General features: G+C 39.9%; 19 protein-coding genes and 1 riboswitch. Of the genes, 5 read left to right on the top strand and 14 right to left on the bottom strand.

Annotation, left to right across the window (positions count from 1 at the left end; translation table 11 throughout):
• The first annotated feature begins 2 nt into the window (after positions 1–2).
• A complete protein-coding gene (mtnA, locus tag NST59_RS06555) occupies positions 3–1,064 on the top strand; it encodes an S-methyl-5-thioribose-1-phosphate isomerase (protein WP_341040533.1) in 1,062 nt (353 codons plus the stop codon).
• 24 nt (positions 1,065–1,088) lie between these two features.
• Here the strand turns inward: mtnA and NST59_RS06550 are convergent, their stop codons facing one another.
• The 3 genes from NST59_RS06550 to NST59_RS06540 form a co-directional block, all read right to left on the bottom strand.
• Positions 1,089–1,226, bottom strand: coding sequence for a hypothetical protein (locus NST59_RS06550; protein ID WP_180272401.1), 138 nt, complete (start codon positions 1,224–1,226; stop codon positions 1,089–1,091).
• Between the two features lie 89 nt (positions 1,227–1,315).
• The gene (locus NST59_RS06545; protein WP_341040532.1) at positions 1,316–1,807 is read right to left on the bottom strand and encodes a methylated-DNA--[protein]-cysteine S-methyltransferase; all 492 of its coding nucleotides are present in this window, start codon (positions 1,805–1,807) and stop codon (positions 1,316–1,318) included.
• Position 1,808: 1 nt separating this feature from the next.
• A complete protein-coding gene (locus NST59_RS06540; protein ID WP_039178058.1) occupies positions 1,809–4,019 on the bottom strand; it encodes a PAS domain-containing sensor histidine kinase in 2,211 nt (736 codons plus the stop codon).
• Positions 4,020–4,312: 293 nt separating this feature from the next.
• Here NST59_RS06540 and NST59_RS06535 point away from each other — a divergent pair, with 293 nt between their 5' ends.
• A complete protein-coding gene (locus NST59_RS06535; protein ID WP_039178056.1) occupies positions 4,313–5,332 on the top strand; it encodes an acyltransferase family protein in 1,020 nt (339 codons plus the stop codon).
• A 27-nt stretch (positions 5,333–5,359) separates the two neighbouring features.
• Here NST59_RS06535 and NST59_RS06530 read toward each other — a convergent pair whose 3' ends face one another.
• The 5 genes from NST59_RS06530 to htpX form a co-directional block, all read right to left on the bottom strand.
• On the bottom strand, positions 5,360–5,533 hold the full coding sequence (locus NST59_RS06530) for a hypothetical protein (RefSeq protein ID WP_189292461.1): 174 nt from the start codon (positions 5,531–5,533) through the stop codon (positions 5,360–5,362).
• Positions 5,526–5,690 (bottom strand): hypothetical protein, encoded by a 165-nt coding sequence (locus NST59_RS06525; RefSeq protein WP_087975542.1) that lies wholly within the window; start codon positions 5,688–5,690, stop codon positions 5,526–5,528. The genes NST59_RS06530 and NST59_RS06525 overlap by 8 nt, the downstream gene beginning before the upstream one ends.
• A gap of 6 nt (positions 5,691–5,696) precedes the next feature.
• Positions 5,697–6,215, bottom strand: a complete 519-nt coding sequence (locus NST59_RS06520) for a DUF421 domain-containing protein (protein ID WP_039178055.1) — start codon at positions 6,213–6,215, stop codon at positions 5,697–5,699.
• 97 nt (positions 6,216–6,312) lie between these two features.
• Positions 6,313–7,659: a TrkH family potassium uptake protein gene (locus tag NST59_RS06515; protein ID WP_084096377.1), complete on the bottom strand. Its 1,347-nt coding sequence runs from the start codon at positions 7,657–7,659 to the stop codon at positions 6,313–6,315.
• 144 nt (positions 7,660–7,803) lie between these two features.
• Entirely contained in the window at positions 7,804–8,703 is a 900-nt protein-coding gene (htpX, locus tag NST59_RS06510) for a protease HtpX (protein WP_039178050.1), read from the bottom strand.
• 279 nt (positions 8,704–8,982) lie between these two features.
• On the opposite strand from htpX, the gene NST59_RS06505 reads away from it, so the two are divergent.
• On the top strand, positions 8,983–9,699 hold the full coding sequence (locus tag NST59_RS06505) for a DUF1836 domain-containing protein (RefSeq protein ID WP_039178049.1): 717 nt from the start codon (positions 8,983–8,985) through the stop codon (positions 9,697–9,699).
• Positions 9,700–9,822: 123 nt separating this feature from the next.
• Positions 9,823–10,020, top strand: coding sequence for an alpha/beta-type small acid-soluble spore protein (locus tag NST59_RS06500; protein ID WP_034281522.1), 198 nt, complete (start codon positions 9,823–9,825; stop codon positions 10,018–10,020).
• Positions 10,021–10,056: 36 nt separating this feature from the next.
• On the opposite strand, the gene NST59_RS06495 is transcribed toward NST59_RS06500, so the two are convergent.
• The 4 genes from NST59_RS06495 to NST59_RS06480 all read right to left on the bottom strand — a co-directional run bounded on the left by NST59_RS06495 (position 10,057) and on the right by NST59_RS06480 (position 13,890).
• Positions 10,057–11,235, bottom strand: a complete 1,179-nt coding sequence (locus tag NST59_RS06495; RefSeq protein WP_341040531.1) for an anti-sigma factor domain-containing protein — start codon at positions 11,233–11,235, stop codon at positions 10,057–10,059.
• A complete protein-coding gene (gene sigI / locus NST59_RS06490; RefSeq protein ID WP_039178045.1) occupies positions 11,232–11,987 on the bottom strand; it encodes an RNA polymerase sigma factor SigI in 756 nt (251 codons plus the stop codon). The genes NST59_RS06495 and sigI overlap by 4 nt, the downstream gene beginning before the upstream one ends.
• 215 nt (positions 11,988–12,202) lie before the next feature.
• Positions 12,203–12,994, bottom strand: coding sequence for a TerC family protein (locus NST59_RS06485; RefSeq protein WP_064498365.1), 792 nt, complete (start codon positions 12,992–12,994; stop codon positions 12,203–12,205).
• A 33-nt stretch (positions 12,995–13,027) separates the two neighbouring features.
• Positions 13,028–13,198, bottom strand: a riboswitch (yybP-ykoY riboswitch).
• Between the two features lie 77 nt (positions 13,199–13,275).
• Entirely contained in the window at positions 13,276–13,890 is a 615-nt protein-coding gene (locus NST59_RS06480) for a DedA family protein (RefSeq protein WP_039178042.1), read from the bottom strand.
• A 246-nt stretch (positions 13,891–14,136) separates the two neighbouring features.
• Between NST59_RS06480 and NST59_RS06475 the strand changes: the two genes are divergently transcribed.
• Complete coding sequence (locus tag NST59_RS06475; RefSeq protein ID WP_039178040.1) at positions 14,137–16,557, top strand: bifunctional diguanylate cyclase/phosphodiesterase; 2,421 nt, start codon at positions 14,137–14,139, stop codon at positions 16,555–16,557.
• Between the two features lie 234 nt (positions 16,558–16,791).
• Here the strand turns inward: NST59_RS06475 and NST59_RS06470 are convergent, their stop codons facing one another.
• Together NST59_RS06470 and NST59_RS06465 are read right to left on the bottom strand one after the other, a co-directional pair.
• Positions 16,792–17,256: a MarR family winged helix-turn-helix transcriptional regulator gene (locus NST59_RS06470; RefSeq protein ID WP_095408317.1), complete on the bottom strand. Its 465-nt coding sequence runs from the start codon at positions 17,254–17,256 to the stop codon at positions 16,792–16,794.
• Between the two features lie 357 nt (positions 17,257–17,613).
• On the bottom strand, positions 17,614–17,778 hold the full coding sequence (locus tag NST59_RS06465; RefSeq protein WP_024426818.1) for a hypothetical protein: 165 nt from the start codon (positions 17,776–17,778) through the stop codon (positions 17,614–17,616).
• Between the last annotated feature and the right edge of the window lie 18 nt (positions 17,779–17,796).

Genomic DNA, 17,796 nt, shown 5'->3' with positions numbered 1-17,796 from the left:
TTTTGTCAAAAGAATTTGAAGTCCCCCGTTCTGTCGAATGGGAAGAAAACCGTATTCACATTTTAAATCAGCAAAAATTACCGACCGAAACCGTCTTTGAGTATTTATATACGAAAGAAGATGTGTATGATGCAATTGTGACATTAAAAGTACGCGGAGCCCCTGCGATTGGCATTACAGCAGCATTTGGACTGGCACTTAGTGCGCAAGCCATTGAGACAGAAGAAATCGATGTTTTTAAACAAGAAGTGATTCGAATCAAAGAATATTTAAACAGTGCTCGTCCAACTGCTGTGAACCTCGCCTGGGCATTAGACCGGCTGCTGCAGCGCATTCAGCGTGCAGCGTCAGTGAATGCAGCTAAAACAGATCTTGTCCATGAAGCCATTCAAATTCAAATTGAAGATGAAGAAACATGCAGGCAAATCGGTCAAAATGCACTCCAGCTCTTTAAATCAGGTGACCGTATCATGACCATTTGTAATGCAGGTTCCATCGCAACGAGCCGGTACGGAACAGCCCTTGCTCCTTTTTATTTAGCCAAAAAGAAAAATCTTGACCTTCACATTTATGCATGTGAAACACGCCCTGTTCTTCAAGGCGCTCGTCTGACAACATGGGAGCTCATGCAAGGCGGCGTGGATGTGACACTCATTACAGATAACATGGCCGCCCATACGATGAAAGAAAAGCAAATTTCTGCTGTCATTGTTGGAGCTGACCGTATCGCTCGTAATGGAGATACAGCGAATAAGATTGGAACGTTGGGTCTTGCCGTTCTAGCCAAGCATTTTCACATTCCGTTTTTTGTAGCAGCACCGCTTTCCACTTTTGATGTATCCACCCATGACGGGTCAGATATCCCAATTGAAGAGCGCGACCCGCTGGAAGTAAAGGAATTAAACGGTGTCCCCATTGCACCGCCCGATGTTCAAGTATTCAATCCCGCCTTTGATGTCACTCCTCATCATCTCATTTCAGGCATCATTACAGAAAAGGGAATTATCACATCGAACTATGCAGAAGAGATTGATGCTCTTTTCGCCGAAAGCATCTCCCAATGATCGCAAAAAAGCGCCGTGTTCTTGTCATTTAAGAGCACCGCGCTTTTTTGTTTCTTGATTCGTTTTTGTTAAGATTTCTTCTTTCTGTTCTTCCGTCAAAACGTTCATTTTGACACATAGTGACGTAACTGCATACACTTTACCTTTTTTGCCCCAAAACATGCCAGCGCCCTCCTTTTTCCCTCAACCAACTTTTTTAGCTTAATAAAAGGATATGTCACTCAGGAAAAATTCGGAACAGGTCAATCGATTTATTTTTGAACAAATGGGATGCCTTCTAATTCAAGGAGGACCGCTTTCATGTCTGTCTTCGATCCTGCATAGCCCGTCAGAGACCGGTCTTTTCCAATCACCCTGTGACACGGAATAAAAATAGGTAATGCATTTCGTCTGTTAGCTTGTCCGATGGCTCTTACAGCCTTGGGATTGCCTATCGCCTCTGCAATGTCTGCATAGCTTTTTGATTCACCATATGGAATGGCCGACAATGCTCCCCACACCTGCTCTTGGAACGGAGAACCTGTTTGCTTGAGCGGGAGATCGAATACTTGACGCTCTCCCTTGAAATATTCATCCAGCTGCTTTTTCGCTTCTTGTAAGACAGGCGTATCTGCTTGGTTTAGATTCATTGCCTGCTTTTTTGCTAAAAACGGCTCATCATCAAACATCACCTCGATGATGGCATCGTCCTTTTCTAGTATGTATAATGCCCCGATGGGTGCGTGATAGACGGTATAATACACGTTACTGCTCTCCTTCTTGTTTCTGCTGCCTTAGTGGAAGCGTGAGATGGAAGACGGTTCCTACGCCTTCCTCACTTTCTACCTCAATGGTTCCTTGATGCTCTTCAATAATTTTATAACTAACCATTAACCCAAGTCCAGTTCCTCTTTCTTTCGTTGTATAAAAAGGCTCACCTAGACGCTTTAGCTTATCCTCCGCCATTCCGCAGCCTTCATCACGCAAGGAAATGACAATATGCTCCTCGCCCTTTCGCTGAATGCTCACATAGACATTTCCTTTGCGCGGCATGACTTCAATTGCATTTTTTAAAATGTTAATAAAGACCTGCTTTAATTGGTTTTGTTCACAATATATCAGTGGTATCTCGTCCAGCACATTGAGATGCATTTGAACATTGCCAAGATTCGCCTGTGCGTGCAGAAGATCCATCGTGTCCTTCACAATTTGCACCACATTTTTTTCTTCATATACAATAGCTTGTGGTTTCGCTAAAATCAAAAATTCCGTGATGATGGATTCAATTCTTTTCAGCTCTGATGTGATGACATTAAAATAGAGCGAATACTCTCCTTCTATATTTCCTTTTAACAGCTGAATGAAGCCTTTTAATGCTGTCATCGGGTTTCTAATTTCATGAGCAATTCCAGCAGCAAGCTCTCCGACCACATGAAGGGTATCTGATTTTCTCACCCGCTCTTCTAATTCCTTCCGCTCTGTCACATCTCTAAAGATCGCCAAATTCATATTATGGATAATGTTACGTTTAAAAGAGAATTCCAGTATACGCTGATCTGGATGGTTCAGTACAAACGGAACCTCATTGTCCATTTCATCTAATGACATCGCCTCGGCTGGTTGAGCCAAATTTTCAATTTGATAAGGGGCAAGGATGTGGAAAAGATTCATTTCTGTTAAATGATCGTCCTTCAATTGAAGCAGCTCGCTTGCAGATGGATTGACTTCAATGATTCGGTATTGATTATCAAAAAGAACAATGCCGTCCATTGACCCATTAAATACTTTACGGAATTTGAGCTCACTTTCGCGCAGCTCCTGCTCCATTCTTTTTCGATCACTTACATTACGTAAAATGGTTAGGTGCTGTCCTTCTAATACCGCATGTTTTGATGTAAACTCAAGCTCTTTATACTGCCCATTTGCCATTTTGAACAATAGCTCTTCCCTTATTTCATGATTGCGGATATAACGTCTTCTTGTTGGTCTATATCTCTTATCAGATTTGACGAGAAAGTCGGTAAGTTTTTTGCCAATCAGCGAGTGCATCGGTAATTCAAAAATTCGGCAGGCTGATTCATTGGCTCTCACAATCTCTCCATCATCCGCCCATATGATGATGGCATCCATTGCATTTTCGAAAATTTCTCTAAAGCGTTCTTCACTTTTTAACAGTTTCTCTTCCATCAGTCTTTTTTCTGTAATATCACGCATGATGGACATATAAAAACCACTCATCACATTTGATGTAATGGTGAGTTCGAATAATTTTTGCTGGCCAGATTGAAGGGTAACAGGAAGCTCCCCTTTTGCTTTCCCTGTTTCTTTAAGTGACGTTAAAAGATGCTGCAAAGCTGGAAGATTATCGCCTTCGACAAATTCATGTAAATAGCGATCGGTTAAATCAGTCTTTTGCAGCTCAAAGCTCTGACAAAAAGAATGATTCGCATCAATCATGCAGCCATCCTGATCAAATATGACCATCCCGTCAATGGCTCGGTCAAACAAATCTTTGAACAGCTGCTCATTCATGGAGCGTTCTCGTTCTAATATTTTTTTGGAGGAAATGTCTCGCATGACCACAATATATTGCTGATTCATGGTGTCATGCTCTGCAACAAATTCAATGTATTTTGTTTCACCACTTTCAAGCTGAATGGAGATTTCTCTTTTTAACGTACCTTTTCGAAAAAATAGATCGAGTGAGCATTCAACTTTATCTTTCGGGATGCCGTATAGGAAATCTAGAACGGATTTATTGAGGAGGTCTTCTTTCGGTGTCTGTACAAGCCTGCATGTTGCTTCGTTGGCTTGGATGATGTTGAGGTGTTGATCAAATATAAAAATGGCATCTAGCGTCTTATTTAACAGCATTTTTTGCTGCATCAACTCAGTTCGCAAATATTCGTTCTCTTTTTCTAATTTTCTGATATCTCCTGCAGGGGTTAATCTATTGCCATCGAGCGTTTCAGTCATTCTCTTACACTCCTTTTCCAGCCTCATTCCTCTACAATATTTCTACAATATTTTCATTGTTCCTTCATTCGACTCATAAAAAAAGATAACTTTTTACACGAAGACTGTCTCATTTATTTCATTTGGATGACAGGATTGTATAACATTTCACTTTTCTTACGCTTCTTTTACAACCGTTCTACAATTTCACATCAAATAGCGAATTAAGCAAAAATGTATTTTAGAATGGGGCAAATAAGGGAACAGTGCACTTAGAACATTTATGTTTGAAATCGAGCAGGAAAGGTGATGTTATGGCATCTTCACGAGATAGTTATTTTGATAATGCAAAATTCCTTCTGATTTTTCTAGTTGTTTTTGGTCATTTGTTACGATCATTCATTCACGATAATGACTGGATGCTCTATTTATACAAGTTTATTTATACCTTTCACATGCCCGCCTTTATTTTAGTTTCTGGCTTTTTTGCAAAAGGGTTTAGAAAACCGGGCTTTATGAAAAAAGTCGCCGTTAAGCTGATCATCCCATATTTAATCTTTCAGGTGATCTATTCGGTTTACTATTACCTATTACAGGATCAAAGCATAACCAATTTAAATCCAATTGATCCGCAATGGTCCTTATGGTTTTTAATTAGTTTATTCTTTTGGAATTTGCTACTTATTCCTTTTTCAAAACTGCCGTTCCACTGGGCAATGATCGTCAGTTTATCGATTGCATTACTTGTCGGTTATGTGGACAGCATCAGCAATACACTCAGCTTATCACGTACGTTTGTCTTTTTGCCTATGTTTTTAGCTGGATTTTATTTAAAAAAGCAGCATTTTGAATTCATTCGTACAAGCAAAGGAAAACTGGCAGCACTTTTTGTATTAATGGCTGTCTTCCTGTTTTGCTACTTCTATGAATTTGATTATTCCTTCTTATTTGGCTCAAAGTCGTATGCTTCTCTAGGAGATGAAGGAATGATTGCGGCGATGAAACGAATGGCATGGTATTTGCTTGCATTTGGTGCTACATTCAGCTTCTTTGCATTAGTTCCAACACGCCGTTTCTTCTTTACAAAATGGGGAACAAGAACGTTATATGTTTATTTATTACATGGCTTTGTGATCAAGCTGCTAAGAACCACTTGGTTTGATGACTGGGCGCTAAATGCAGCAAGTGTACTCATTTTATTGCTGCTGACCATTCTGTTAACCTTTACCCTTTCTAGCACTTTTGTCAAAACCGTTGCTCAGCCAGTGATTGAACTCAAAATGAACAACTTCATGCGAACGATCACCGGCAGGCAAGGGAGTTATATCAAATAAAAAACGATCCTTATTGGATCGTTTTTTCTATTTCTTATTCTGCTTACATGCAGCATCTTTCTTTGGCTTCATCAACGTATCAATCCATTTGCTGCTGTTGATATCTCCAAGCTCACTGCCAAATTCCTCTTCTAAAATATCTGGGTCCATTGGCTTTTTATGGTCCTTCATCTCTTTGCTCTTCACATGCTTCTTAGTCACGAGATGCCCCCCCTTGTTTCCCTTTATGAGAATTTCGGTTTGCCTGACGATCTCTTGATTGTTCATCAAATTGGGTTTGTCCTTGATCATGCGCCATGCTTTCTGTCGGCGTCATATTATTTGTTAATGCTTCATTTTTCGCTGCTTTTCTTTTCATCTGAATTCAGTCCTTTTTTGGCAGGTTTAGTTCTTCTCTTAATTGGTCAAGGAATTCCTTCATCTGCTTGACCGTCACTGGCTTTTCCTCAGGTTTTAACTCATAGCCAATTTGTCCATTGGCTTCTAGCGTGGCTTTTTTGAGACTGCTGATGTCAGTGATGCCTTGCTGCTTTAAACGCATTCTAAATTCGTCCCTTGTGAGCCTTGTTTTCTTCAGCTTATGATCAAGCATTTCGCCATCCTGTAAAATCACGACCGATTTGCCTGAAAGCAACTTTTCAAAGAAATCAGATTGAATCGACAGTTTTTCCATAATGACAAGTGCCACAATAAAGATAGTAGCTGCATAAATGGTTTCAAGTAAATTATGCTCAATAAAGGGTTGGATAATAATCGATCCGATTGAAATCATAATCACTGTTTGTTGTACAGTTAATTGACTAATGGATTTAGGCCCTGCTATTCTCAGCAGCAAGGTACCAACTAGCAGCATGACAATTGCTTTCCATAACACATCCAGCACGTCTCGTTCACCTCTTACCTATAGATTGCGAACATCCCATGTGATTTAGCCAGTTAGATAATGGAAATAAAAAAACAGCATTCAAATTGAATGCTGTTTAGCCAATGATGACGCGCTCTTTCGGATAATGATAATTCGCTTCGCTTTCTCTTCGGCCGATTAAATATAAAAAGCTTGGAATACCGATCCGTCCAATAAACATGACAATCATGATGATACATTTACCAAACACAGTGAGATCTGAGGTAATCCCAAGCGACAGTCCCGTTGTTCCGAAAGCAGAGCAAACTTCAAATAAATTTTCAAGAAGTGTATTATGCTCTGTTAAGGATAACAGGAACGTAGCGCCAAAAACCAAAATAAAAGCCATCATGGTCACCATAAGGGATTTATTAATATCTGCTTGATGAAGCTCCCTCTTGAAGATTTTGATGGACTTGTTTCCCCTAGCATAATGAAACAATGCGAGTAAATTAAGGGCAAACGTAGTTGTCCGAATTCCGCCCCCCACAGAGCTTGGGGAAGCCCCGATAAACATGAGCATACATAAAAATAAAAGCGTCGGTTCGGTCAGCTGCGTAATATCTAACGTTGTCAGCCCCCCGCTTCTTGTTGCAGTCGATTGAAACAAAGAGTAAAACAAGATTTCGTGCCAGCTCTTCCCTACGAAGCTAAACCCGGCCTCTAGTGCATATATCCCAATCGCTCCAACAACGACAAGACCGCCAAACGTGAGCGTTGTGATTTTTGTAAACAATGAGAACGATGCGTGCTTTCGGTCCTGATTGAACAAATAATCCTTCACTTCCACTAGCACAGGAAAACCAATCGCTCCAAAGATGATCAGCAGCATCGTAATAAACTGGACGAAATAATCATCTTTGTAAGGGATAAGTGAGCTCCCCGTAATATCGAAGCCCCCATTGGTTGTCGCACTAATACTCGAGAAGAAACCATGTAAGAAAGCTCCTTGCACATCATAATATTTGAGAAAATACATGCTTAAAATGAGCCCGCCGACAAACTCAATCAGTAAAATCAAATATAAGACCTGCTTCATTAGTTTTACAATTCCAGATAAATTGCTCTGGTTTTGATCTGCCATGATAAGTTTTCTTTCTTTAATTCCAATTCTTTTTCGCATGACAAGCCATACGAAGGTACCGAGCGTCATAATGCCAATGCCTCCGATTTGCAGAACAAACGCAAGGATCCACATCCCTGTGACACTAAAAGTTTGTGAGGTGTCGACAACAGTCAGTCCTGTGACACTTACAGCACTCACCGCTGTAAACAAGGCATCAATGAATGTCCATTTGACCCCCTCTTGATGAGCCACTGGAAGGCTGAGAAGAATAAGCGACACGGTTACAGCAAGAAAATAATAAAGGGCAATCAACTGAAACGCTGACAGCCGGTCAATTAGCTTTTTTATAGGATTCATTGTCATTCCTTCTTTTATCTATCTTTTCGAATACCTTTATCATTTTAATGAAAAGAGACATGATTTTAAAGCTATTTTATGCTTTATTTTCTTTTTCATCAAAAAGAAAAAGACATCCTGTAAAAGAATGTCTTTTCGTCCTTCTTATTTTGCTTCAAGTCTTCTGATTCTTTCATTTAAATCAGGGTGTGTTGAGAAAAGAGAAGCTTTTCGTTTACCGCTGATTTTTAGCGTAGCGACTGCTGTTTGGTCATCATCTTTGATTCTTGACGTGTACGCCTCAAGTGAACGAAGCGCATGAATCATTTTATCTTTACCTGCAAGGTCGGCTCCGCCGCGGTCTGCATGGAATTCACGGTGTCTAGAATATGCAAACACGACAAGACTTCCTAGGACAGAGAAAATGATTTGGAAAACAATCACAGCGATAAAGTGAACAATCGGCACAAGCTCTTCACGTGAAACAAAACGGCTTGCGATCCATGCCGCAATTCTTGAAAGGAAGACAACGAACGTGTTGACGATTCCTTGAAGCAGCGTCATTGTCACCATGTCACCATTTGCAACGTGAGCAACTTCGTGGGCGATTACACCTTCAACTGCTGCATCATCCATTTCATGAAGCAATCCAGTTGATACCGCAACAAGTGATCTTCTCTTAGAAGGACCTGTTGCAAATGCATTTACTTCAGATGATTGATAAATACCAACCTCAGGCATTTTAGAAAGGCCTGCTGCTCTTGAAAGTCTGTGCACGCGGTCAACAAGCTGCTGCTCATCATATGTTAATGAATCCTTTTCTGGATTTAACACACGTACACCCATCATCATTTTTGCCATCCAACGAGACATTGCAAGTGACATAAACGAGCCAACAAAACCAACAACTGCACTGAATACAAGAAGATAAAGGATATCAAGTCTTCCGTCTGCTCCTATATAAGAACCAACACCAGTTGCTGCACTAATAACCGACAGTACAATACCAATCGTAGTGATAACAAGAATGTTCGTTAATATAAACAGAAATATTCTCTTACCCATACATAACCTCCGCTGTCATATTAAGTTCAAATGAACTTATTAATAAAATTATAAAAATAAACGTCTCAAATTGCAAGGAAAAAGGAATCACTTTCTCTGTTTATCATAACGGCTAAAGCCCCGTCACATCAATATTTACGACATTTGCCCCAGCATAAAAGTGAACAAATTGTGACGCGCCGGCTTTGATTTTGAGTTTATTTTGCATTTTCATCAAAAAGAGACTATGATGTTGAATTAGATCAATAATCACGTTTTGACGTACAAATGAGGTGGAACATGGTTACTTTTAAATTAACGAGAATTGACATGACAAGACTTCTGTATTCTCTAAAAGGAGAGGGAGATCTGACTCCGCTTCAGCTTTTGAAACTATCTGTAAAAAATGGCAAGGATCATGACTATGATGAATTAAAGATCCCGTCTTTTTTTGAGAAGCTTGAACGGCGGAAGCAAAAATCAGAGCATGGTCTTTCTACAAATGAAATTGTTGAGCTTGGCAACTTGTGTGAGCTGACTTCTCTTAAATCGACGGCGATTCAAAATTGGATCAAACGTGATATTAAAGATATGATTGGCCATCCAGAGCTTGGCAAAAAATACTCTATTGATCAGGTCGTTATTTTATTAATTGTCAGGGATTTAAAATCAGTTTTTGACTTCGATACCATTCGTGTGATCTTATCTGCCCTATTTAACACCATCACAGATCGAACAGATGATATTATTAGTCCAATCCGTTTTTATGAAGCATATGCGCACGTCCTTGATTTTATTTATCACCATACACAATTTCCATTAAAGGAAACAAATTTACGAGAAATAACTGAGGAGCAGACAGACAAGCTCCATGACGAGTTTACAGAATTGACGAAGAGCCAATGGCATTTGATTAAAGGGATTATCAGTTCTACCGTCTTCTCTGTCTTTACTTCTCATTTGCAAAGCACAGCTCAAGAAATGATGTATAATACGCTGCAGCTGAATAAGGGATAAATAACAACCGAGGTGACTTCCATCACCTCGGCTTTTTTGTACAGCAATTGCCAGCATAATTGCACGCCGTTTTTTTCAAAATAAGAAGGCGCAACAAACATGAGGTGAAAGGAGGAATATGACATGGCAAATCGAAATCAACTTCTTGTTCCTGGAGTAGAACAAGCTTTAGATCAATTTAAATACGAGATCGCTCAAGAATTTGGCGTCACTCTCGGTTCAGATACAGTCTCACGTGCTAACGGTTCTGTTGGCGGTGAAATCACAAAAAGACTCGTTCAACAAGCTCAATCACAAATGGGCAATCAATCTAAATCATGACATGGTGAAATACGCCGGAGCTATTCTGGCGTTTTTTTATTGTTCATATGTGTGCTCATGCCTGTTCTCGCGATAAGGAAACGGTGCACCTTTCCCTTTTTGCTTTGCATGTTCTCTTTTTTGTTCAGCGGAAGGATTGTTCAGATCCCTGCGGTTTTTTTTTGCGTGTTTTTCCGCATCACCACGTGATGGTCCGTTCCAGTGTCTTCTTTCATCACGATCAGTTGAGTGATTTTTTTTTTGCTCTTTATCGAAAGAAGGAACCTTTTCTTCCTTTATTTTGTTGTCTTTGCTTTCATCCTCAGGTTTTTGAGGCTTTTGAACAGATCCTTGCTCTTCCCTCTCTGCTTCCTTCTGCTCTTTGTCCTCAGCTTCTGGAGCCTCTTGATCTGGCTGCATCTCTTTGCTATCGTCTATTTTTACGTCTTCTTGTTTGTCTTTATCTGCTTGTTCTTCATCATGTTTCTTAGGATCTTCTTCCTTCACAGCATCGTTCTCTGCTGCGTCTTCATCCTTTTTGATATTTTCATGTTCTTTGTCTTGCATTTCTTGATTTCTAATATATGTTCCTGTTGAAATGCCTGCCTTTTGAGCTTTTTCCCTTGTTTCCAGGTCACTTTCCACAGTTTCCAGCTTATAATTGCGTTTTTGATATTCACCAGAAATGGTGTTAATTTTGCTTTTTACGTTTGTTTTATATGTATTGTCCTGCTTGTTTTCATAAACGGTTGAAATATAAATACTTTTAGAGTCGTTCACATATCCTTTTTTGTCACAGTCATCTATAATTTCCTGCACGACTTTGGTCATGTCGTTTTTTTCTAAATCCTTCATACTCGCCAGTACTTGCTTCGCATCTTTATTCAGCGGTGTGACACCGATCACTTGATAATTGTGATCAAGCTTCAGCTCAAAGCTTGGGTTAATGTCAATTGTCATATACGCATATGCTTTTTGACTTGAGAAAGATGGCATCATAGTAAAAATTACGACAATAATCGCTGCTATTGATAGGATTCCTGCATTTAAAGGACGTAAACGAAGCAGGTCAAAAAAACCGGCTCTTTTTCTTTCAAGACGTGATTCATTTGGAAATGTCACTTCTTGGCCGATTTCATAGTTTTGCTCTTCATATTTTGTCCGCAGAAATTGTCCATCAGGGGTCAGCAGCGTGACATATTTTTTGTTTTTCTCTACTATAATGCCTCTTCTCATGAATTAAGCACCCCTTTAAGGTAATCTTTCAAATACACATAATCACCTGTCATAATGATCGCCATCGCAATGATATATTTTCTATTTCTCTCAATCGTTTTGCGGCTGACTTCCACTAGCTTTTCCAGCTGTTTGACCGGCAATTGTTTTTTCTGAAATAAAATCGTTCTCAGCTCATCGTGTTCAACGAGTGTATGGGCTACTTTAATCGCATTTTGCCTGGCATCGGCATGCTTTGGTGAATGCTCAAGCAGCTCTTGAAACGTGAGACCGTATACTTTCAGTCGTTCTTTAAAATGTTCAATCTCTTCTCTTCTATGTTCTTGTTCAATTAAACGCCTATATTCATTTGCAGAGAGCTCTGCTTCAATCATGCTTTGAGAGTATTCGCCATTCTCACTTTCTTGCAGGTCCATTTGAACCGTTGGCGCATTTCTTGCTTCTTTACGAATATAGTCAATCACTTTTCTTTTAATAATTAATTCTGCGAAAGCAAGCAGTGAGTTTCCTTTTTCGGCAGAGTATTTTTCTATCGCTTCATTAAAGGCAATTAAGCCTATGCTGAATTCATCATCTTTTTCATCTATATATCGTTTACAAACGGATGAAACCGTCTTAGCGACAAATGGTTTGTATTGCTCTATTAATGCATTTTGCAGTTCGCTATCACCTTGTTGAATACTGATAGCCGACTGCTCTAATGTTTGCTTTTTCTTTCCTTTTTTAAACAAAAGGCTAAGCAATGGTTTCACCTCAGTTCTCCCTATATTACTCATTTATGATAGCTAATTTATGAGGGAAGCGCAAAGGAAGAAATGAGGAATTCATTTCCTGTTACTCAATTATGACATGTATGTCATCATCTACTTTACAATGTTTCGTCTAAAAGCAAAGAAATAAGGGGGTATCTCCCCCTTATTTGTAATATACGTGTTATGAAAATGAAATGATATTTCTTTCAAAAAAACTACTCTCCCAGGCGCGCCTCTTGTTTCTCCTCGTTTTCCTGCCCGCCTTTTCTTGATGGACTTGATAAAAACCAGCCAAATGCTGCAATTGCGAGAAGCACGGTCCAGAAAATGATTTTCCATAATGCTGAATGGATAAAATGAGATGATACGACTCCAATAGCTGGATGTGACAGTGTATAAAGCGTGAGCTTCACACCCACCCATCCGACAATGACAAATGCTGCTGTTTCTAGGCTCGGTCTTGTTTTGAGCAGTTTCACAAAGACCGTTGCTGCAAATCGCATAATGACAAGACCAATAATACCACCTAAAAGAATGACAATAAATTGACCGCCATCGAGTCCACCGATTTGCGGAAGACTTGTTTTCGGCAATGTCACAGCTAAAGCAACGGCTGCTAAAATGGAATCAACAGCAAAAGCAATATCGGCAAGCTCTACTTTCACGACTGTTGCCCAGAAACCGCTTTGCTTCATATTTGTTTCAGTTTCCTTTTTCTTAAATACGTGCGATTTTAAAATATGGTGAATGGAAATATAAAGAAGATAAATTGCACCAATGGCTTGAACTTGCCATACATCCACTAAAAACGAAATAAGAAACAGAGAACCAAACCGCATGACAAACGCACCTGCAAGTCCGTAAAACAGTGCCTTTTTTCTTTGTTTTTCAGGAAGGTGTTTGACCATCACGGCCATGACCAGCGCGTTATCAGCTGCTAAAATCCCTTCTAATCCAATAAGTACGAGCAGAACCCACCCGTACTCTAAAATAATGGCTGCATCCATCATCATTCCTCCTTGTTTTTTTATCTATTGTCCCACAACAGACAAAGGCTTATGAATGCAAAAAAGACCTTTGCCTGTAATGGCAAAGGTCTTGCTAGACATGTGATATGTAGAATCATGCCAACAAAGCCGATGAACATCAGTCCATGTAATGACGACTTTGTTTCCGGTAAAAACCGGACGCTACTCCCCTTTGGCGGGATTTAGAATATTTAGATTACTTATATCTTAATCAATAGACACTGGATTGTCAACAGGTGAAATTCACTTCGATCCATTGATTAGGCAGTTGGCGTTTCTGTTTTTCTTTTTCTTCGTTTTAGCAATAAGTAGAGAACAAACAATAACACAACACCGATCCCAATTGGTAAAAGATATGGATCTAAGATGGCGCCAACCTCTTTCCAGTTCTCTCCGAGCATAAATCCAAGATACACATACACAAACGTAATTGGTGTAATGGCCAAAAACGTATACAGGCAAAAGACCCACACATTCATCTTGGCAATACCGCACGGGATGGAGATAAGTGTTCTGACTCCTGGTATGAACCGGCCGCTGAATGCGACGAATCCGCCATGCTTTTCAAAGAAAGCATCCGATTTATCAAGCGACTCAGGTTTTATAAAAAAGTACTTTCCATATTTATTTAAAAAGGGTCTGCCGCCATAACGTCCTAACCAGTACAAGGTCAAAGGACCAGCCACGCCGCCAATGGAGCCGGCCGCCACAACACCGATAAAAGCCATGTCCCCTTCTGAGACCCAGTAACCCGCAAGGGGCAAAACCACTTCAGCAGGTACAAATTCAATGCATAATGCGAGGAAGATGCCAAAGTATGACAAGTTCTTAAAGGCATCAGCTAAAGAAATAATAAAATCTTCGATGTTTATCAATCCCTTTCAAACATAATCATTTGACTGATTCTATCTCTTTTAGAATCACACCATATATTAAACGAATAAAACCGAAGAAACGATTCGCTTTTCGTCGTTTTTTTACATTAAATTTGATTTTACTATAAAAGAAGGGTGAAAAAAACGTTGATTATTGTATTTAAGTGAAGGAAAGGTGAACACAGAAGCCATTCGATCCGATATATTAAGTATATGTCTGTTTTAAAGTACTGGAGGTTTTCTTACATGACCCATTTAACAGGAAGCTACAATGGATGGCTTGTCTTTCTGTCAATCGCTGTCGCCGCTGTTGCCTCCTACTCAGCTCTTCATATAGCCAGCAGGGTAGCACAATCAAGCGGTGCAAAGAAAAAGGTATGGCTGCTCATTGGTGCAATGATCATGGGAATGGGGATATGGTCGATGCATTTTATTGGCATGATGGCATTTCAAATGCGTGTTGGCATCACATATGATACATACTTACTGATTTTATCGATTTTGGCCTCATTTATCGGATCCTTGATCGCTTTTTCAATATGCATTCAAAAGCAGCTCTCTAGAAGACGGCTGCTCATTAGTTCAATCACCATGGGTTCAGCTATTTGCAGCATGCATTATCTTGGAATGGAATCAATGGCCAATGTCTCAATCAGCTATGATCCAGTCCTCTTTTTTCTTTCGTTTTTCATTGCTGCCATTACCTCCTACTTCTCATTGAAGCTCTTCTTTCGTGTTGACCGCACTAAAAGTAAACGGGAGAATTATCTTTTAAAGGGTCTTGGTTCAATGTTGATGGGCGGTGCTATAGCAGGTATGCATTATACTGGTATGGCTGCTTCTACCATGTTTTATCATTCAAATGGACAGGCCGATGCAGGTGGTTTTTTTGAAATGTCGCCATTTAGCCTGTCGCTTTTCATCGGATTGATGACACTGATTGTCCAAACGCTGATGATCTTTGGTGCCTATATTGATCACCGGATCATGACACAGTCAGATCAGCTGAAGGAAAATGAACAGCGGTTTCAATCGCTGATCAAGCATAATATAGACGGTATTATCGTGTTATCTGTCCATCGAAAGGTGCTTTCTGCAAATGACTCAGGTAAACAAATCTTAGAGTTGTGCAATTCTAAGATTGGTGATGATGTCAGCCAATATGTGATGCCTACTGAATTGTGGGAAGAATTTATTTCTCAGTCAAAAAAAGCCATTACACGCGAAGCAGAACTGAAAGCAGCAGATCGTTTTTATTATTATCATGTCACTTACATACCTGTCCATGTAAACAATTCACTCGACAGCATTTATCTTGTTTTAAAAGATTTAACGCAGCAGCGGATAGCAGAAAAAGAAATTCATGTGATGGCACATTATGATGCATTAACAGAGCTTCCTAACCGCCGCCACGGCATTAATCATTTAAATGATGTTCTCTCCGCTCAAGAAAAGTCAAAAACATCAACAGCGGTTCTGTTTCTTGACTTAAATCGTTTTAAAATTATTAATGATGCACTTGGGCATAACATCGGAGACTTACTGCTGAAAGCTGCCGCAAATAGACTGACGCAATGTTTACCGGACAATGGCTTTATCGCAAGACTTGGCGGCGATGAATTTTTAATGATCTTTCCTCACATGGATCATGATACATATAAAGTCGAACAATTTTCTAAAAATATCATCCATCAATTTGAACGTCCTTTTTTCATCCAGAACCATCAGCTCATTACATCCATCAGCATTGGAATCGCTATCTCTCCGCAAAATGGCAAAGACGGAATGGAGCTGATGAGAAAAGCCGATATGGCCATGTATTTATCCAAAAAACATAAGCAAAGCCGTTATGAGTTCTTTACCGAATCCATGGAAAGATTGAGTGAGGACAGGTTAAACCGGGAGCTGGAGCTGAGGGATGCCATTCAAAGAGAACAATTTGTCCTTCACTACCAGCCGCAAGTCAGTGCCAAAACAAGAAAGATGACTGGGGTTGAAGCCCTTTTAAGAATGAAGGCACCAGATGGTTCCTTAAAGTCACCTGAGGCTTTTATTGAGCTGGCAGAGGAATCAGGACTGATCATCGATATTGGCAGATGGGTCATTGATACGGCTGGCAAGCAGGCAAAAAGGTGGTATGACGATGGGCTAAAGATCCCTGTGGCTGTGAATTTATCTGCGAAACAATTCAATTCTGAAGACTTAATTGATTTGATCAAGCTGACACTGAAAAAATACGACCTGAAACCGTCCCTCTTGGAGCTTGAAGTCACAGAAAGTATGACAATGGACAATATCAAGCAATCAAAACAAGTGCTGACATCGCTAAAACAGCTTGGCGTCCGCATTAGTATTGATGATTTCGGTACAGGCCACAGCTCCTTAAGCTATTTAAAGGATTTACCTATTCATCGGCTGAAAATTGATAAATCCTTTATTGAGGATATTTTAAGTGATTCAAAGTCAGAACAGATTACAGGGGCTATTATAGCGATGGGACACCAATTATCTCTCGAAGTGATAGCAGAAGGTGTTGAAACATTTGCACAGGCCCAGCTATTATCTGCCCAGGGCTGTGACGACCTGCAAGGGTTCTATTATGCCAAGCCGCTGCCAGCAAGCGATATTGAAAAATTCATCGCCTATCCGGCGCATCTTGATACATAAAAAAGGTGCCAATCATGGCACCTTCCAGCGTGCAGACAAACCCTCGCATTCGGTGTCAGTCCTGCGTGCCGGTGCTCACGAATGCTCAATTCGCTCCGCTCCGGTACTCGTCCTTCCTAGACTTCAAAGGTTTTCTGTCACGCTGAGCCGAGAAGAAGACAAAGGGCTAAAATAAAGATCACTTTAGCCCTTTATCAACAATCGAAAAGGTGCCAATCATGGCACCTTTTCGTTTTATCTAAATAATAAATGCTGACTGTGAATACCTGCTTTTTTCAATAGACTAATCAATTGCTCTTGTTCTTCACGCGTCAGACCAGAGAATGCACGCGCAATCCGAAGAGAGTGGATCGGATAAATCTTGTCAAGATAACTTCGCCCTTTATCCGTTAAATGGGCATAAACCGAACGTTTATCCTTAGGGTCCTGTTCTCTTTCAATGAAACCATTTCGTTCTAATTTGTCAATTACGTACGTCACATTCCCGCTGACAAGCAGGAGTCTTGAGCCGATTTGCTGAAGCTTTTGAGCACCTCTCGTGTACAGTAATTCAAGTACGGCAAATTCAGTTGGATTAAACCCATGCTCTTTGCTGTCTCTAATACTGTGTTCTGAAACGCTTTTAAATGCTCTTGCAAAAACTTTGTAAAGCGTCATTGAGCGTTCTACTTCTTCTTCATTAAACGATAGTCTCATCACATATCTACCTCTTATAATATTTTTTTAACTTCAAGGCTGTCTTGCGGTGCAGTTGGAGCCTTTCGTAAAAAATAGAAGTACGTTTTTGAAAACCCTTTCAACCACATAAGTGACTCCATTCGTGTTATGTATAAGTTTTCGATATAAACTTTTAAAATCCTTCTTATTTTTCACAATCATCTCGAAAAAAAGCTTTTTCAGCAAACCATCAAGATGCGACACACTTTAACATAATCTGTAAAGAATCTATGGTTTCTCGCACTTCATTCGCCAAATTTCTACAAAATTCAATATTGCTATAATATTAAACACAAAAAAAGAACCCTTTATGTGACATACGCACATTTCAAGGGATTTTTACAAACAGCGCTCTGTTTTGTTGAAAAAGAAATGATACTCTTTTTTTAAGTCACTAATTGTCATGTTCTTGGCCGCATCAGGGCTGTAAACCCCTAATGAACATAGCTGCTTCGTATAATAATGTCTTTCTTTTGCTAAAGCTTCTTTTAATATACGCCGCACCGATTATCCCCTCCTATC

The organism is Bacillus sp. FSL R5-0439, from assembly GCF_038008805.1.
GTDB lineage: Bacteria > Bacillota > Bacilli > Bacillales > Bacillaceae > Bacillus > Bacillus safensis.
Note: the sequence above shows the minus strand (reverse complement) of the source record. Positions and strands in the feature narration are given on the sequence as shown.

Excerpts from the sequence above, each read along its gene's own strand:
- NST59_RS06495 (WP_341040531.1), bottom strand. The coding sequence starts at position 11,235 with ATGAGAAGAGGCATTATAGTAGAGAAAAACAAAAAATATGTCACGCTG.
- NST59_RS06515 (WP_084096377.1), bottom strand. The coding sequence starts at position 7,659 with ATGAATCCTATAAAAAAGCTAATTGACCGGCTGTCAGCGTTTCAGTTG.
- NST59_RS06525 (WP_087975542.1), bottom strand. The coding sequence starts at position 5,690 with ATGAAAAGAAAAGCAGCGAAAAATGAAGCATTAACAAATAATATGACG.
- NST59_RS06505 (WP_039178049.1), top strand. The coding sequence starts at position 8,983 with ATGGTTACTTTTAAATTAACGAGAATTGACATGACAAGACTTCTGTAT.
- NST59_RS06500 (WP_034281522.1), top strand. The coding sequence starts at position 9,823 with ATGGCAAATCGAAATCAACTTCTTGTTCCTGGAGTAGAACAAGCTTTA.
- NST59_RS06540 (WP_039178058.1), bottom strand. The coding sequence starts at position 4,019 with ATGACTGAAACGCTCGATGGCAATAGATTAACCCCTGCAGGAGATATC.
- htpX (WP_039178050.1), bottom strand. The coding sequence starts at position 8,703 with ATGGGTAAGAGAATATTTCTGTTTATATTAACGAACATTCTTGTTATC.
- NST59_RS06535 (WP_039178056.1), top strand. The coding sequence starts at position 4,313 with ATGGCATCTTCACGAGATAGTTATTTTGATAATGCAAAATTCCTTCTG.
- NST59_RS06475 (WP_039178040.1), top strand. The coding sequence starts at position 14,137 with ATGACCCATTTAACAGGAAGCTACAATGGATGGCTTGTCTTTCTGTCA.
- NST59_RS06550 (WP_180272401.1), bottom strand. The coding sequence starts at position 1,226 with ATGTTTTGGGGCAAAAAAGGTAAAGTGTATGCAGTTACGTCACTATGT.
- NST59_RS06485 (WP_064498365.1), bottom strand. The coding sequence starts at position 12,994 with ATGGATGCAGCCATTATTTTAGAGTACGGGTGGGTTCTGCTCGTACTT.